General features: G+C 34.7%; 4 protein-coding genes. All 4 read right to left on the reverse strand.

The window, feature by feature from the left end; all coding sequences use genetic code 11:
* Positions 1-338, reverse strand: a 338-nt coding sequence (locus tag ACZQCL_RS07940; protein WP_482482645.1) for a transporter substrate-binding domain-containing protein, incomplete at its 3' end; no start/stop codon positions are given.
* A 1-nt stretch (position 339) separates the two neighbouring features.
* Positions 340-1,080, reverse strand: coding sequence for an amino acid ABC transporter ATP-binding protein (locus tag ACZQCL_RS07945; protein ID WP_482482647.1), 741 nt, complete (start codon positions 1,078-1,080; stop codon positions 340-342).
* A gap of 3 nt (positions 1,081-1,083) precedes the next feature.
* A complete protein-coding gene (locus ACZQCL_RS07950) occupies positions 1,084-1,740 on the reverse strand; it encodes an amino acid ABC transporter permease (RefSeq protein ID WP_482482649.1) in 657 nt (218 codons plus the stop codon).
* Between the two features lie 58 nt (positions 1,741-1,798).
* Positions 1,799-2,644, reverse strand: an 846-nt coding sequence (locus ACZQCL_RS07955) for an AEC family transporter (RefSeq protein ID WP_482482651.1), incomplete at its 5' end; no start/stop codon positions are given.

Genomic DNA, 2,644 nt, shown 5'->3' on the forward strand with positions numbered 1-2,644 from the left:
AAATCAAATTTCTTTTCTCTTTCCTTTGTGATATCGACACCATTAATAACTAAATCATATGTACCAGTAGATAGTCCAGTTAATAATCCATCCCATTTACCTTCCACAATATTGGCTTTTACACCTAATTTCTTGGCAATATTCTTAGCGACTTCCACATCAACACCCATCAATTTATCATCCTTATCATGATAAGAGAATGGTTGCCAATCGCCTTCTAAACCAATTGTGATTTCACCTTTATCTTGAATCGTAGCTAAATGATCCTTACTAGATCCACATCCTGCTAAAGTAAATGTCATAGCTGCACTTAATAAACCTGCTAACAATTTTTTCATCTTACATTTCCTCTTTCCTTAAAAAATCTTTTGTTCGTTCTTGTTTCGGATTTTCAAAGAAATTCTTTGAACTGCCCTCTTCAACAATTTTCCCTTTTTCCATTAAAATCACATGACTAGAAACATTCTTCGCGAAAGCCATCTCATGCGTGACCACAACCATAGTCATTCCTTCATTAGCCAGTGTTTTCATAACACTTAAAACTTCTTGAATCAGCTCTGGATCAAGAGCTGAAGTCGGTTCATCAAAATAAATAATGTCTGGATTTGTAGCTAACGCTCTTGCGATTGCGACACGCTGTTGTTGTCCACCCGATAATTCTGAAGGATAATGAGTCGCACGATCTTTCATTCCTACTTTTTCAAGCATCTGCATACCAATCGCATTGGCCTCTTCTTTAGAAACATTTCGCGCTACAGTAAGACCTAATGTTACATTTTGTAGGGCTGTCTTATTCGCAAATAAATTGTAATTTTGAAATACAAACCCCGTATGCTTTCTAAGCTGGGCAACATCCTTCTTTGATGTATTTGCTAAATCGTAAGATTTTCCATTAAAAATCATAGTCCCTGCATCAGCTGTCTCTAAATAATTAATACAACGAAGTAAAGTTGTCTTACCTGATCCTGAAGGGCCTAATATCGCAATGACATCGCCTTTATTGACTGTAAGATCCATTCCATTCAAAACATTTAAATTTCCAAATGATTTATGAATATCTTTAATTTCTAATAAAGCCATACTCTATCTCCCTGCCTGATAATAATTCAGCTTCTTTTCACCCCAAGCTTGCAGCCAAGTTAAAACTGTACAGAAAATCAAATAAACTAAAGCCACTTCTATGTATAACTGCATAAACTGATAAGTTCTTCCGGCAATTCTTTCTGTCTGCATAAACATTTCTGTAACCGTAATATTCGCAGCTAAAGACGTATCTTTTACAAGTGAAATCAAGTTATTAAACAATGATGGAAATGCACTTCGAAAAGCTTGCGGTAAAATAATATGCATCATAATCTGCATATAGCTCATTCCTACACATAGTCCGGCTTCCATTTGTCCTTGTGGTACACTTTCAATCGATCCGCGAATGGTTTCTGCACAATAAGCGCCTGTATTTAATGAAAATACAATAATCGCTACCGTAATAGCCGATATTCTCACGCCAATCGATTGCATCCCAAAATACATAATAAATAATTGTACAAGCATAGGTGTTCCTCTAAATATCCAAATATAGAATTGAACAACATACTTCATAACCGGAACTTTCGCATATTGTATCAAGGCACAAAAAATGGCCAACACCATAGCTAGAACAAAAGAAATGACTGCCAAAGGTAATGTCATTACAATTCCCGAAATAAATATCTTTGGGAATGATTCTAAAAACAATTCCATTCTTTCCCTCCCTAAAATCTTTATACTATTCTACACCCTAAAGTGAACTTTAGGTCAACTAAATCAATCCAAACGATTTTAATATTGTTAACCAGAATGTAATACTAAAAGCACTAAGCAATGTTGTCAGCATCACAACACTTGATGTTAATACACCTTTATGCCCCATACTTTTAGCCATCACAAAGCCAGATACCGTTGTACTTGATCCGCACATAATCAAAATGGCAACTAAGGCTTGATTTCTGAATCCTAATAAAGCTGCAATTGGTAAGAAGATCGTACAAAAACCAATTAATTTCATAAATGTACAGAATAAAGATGGTTTCAATTCTCCTTTCGCCTGATCAAAATCAAAAGTGGCTCCCATCGCCATTAAACCTAGTGGTGTTGCCGTACTTGCGATCATAGAAATTGTTTTATTGATGACTTGTGGCAGTTTAAATGGCAACAAACTCACAAGTACACCTATCACAATGCCTAGAATTAGTGGATTCTTTAACATTCCAATGAATGTTTTCTTATAATCAACCTTCGATTGTTCAGCCTTAAAGAAAGATAGAATCACAACGGATACTACGTTATAAACAAATACAACACTCATCAACATCAATGGCGCAACACCTACATCTGGATAAATATTTGATGTTAATGCAAGTCCTAATAAGGCAGCACTACTTCTGTAACAAGCTTGAATAAATTCACCTTGAATCGCTTTATCTTTTAAACGTAATGAAAATAATATCGATAATAGAATACTAATTAGAGTAGATACAACACAAAATACGACAAACTTTGTATCCCAAAGATCTTTAAAATTAGATTTAGACACATCGACAAACAACAATAGTGGCAATGATACTTTAAAGACAAATGAATTCAATTTTGATGCCAATGTATCATC

The sequence above is a fragment of the Holdemanella sp. genome (assembly GCF_056804935.1).

Excerpts from the sequence above, each read along its gene's own strand:
- ACZQCL_RS07945 (WP_482482647.1), bottom strand. The coding sequence starts at position 1,080 with ATGGCTTTATTAGAAATTAAAGATATTCATAAATCATTTGGAAATTTA.
- ACZQCL_RS07950 (WP_482482649.1), bottom strand. The coding sequence starts at position 1,740 with ATGGAATTGTTTTTAGAATCATTCCCAAAGATATTTATTTCGGGAATT.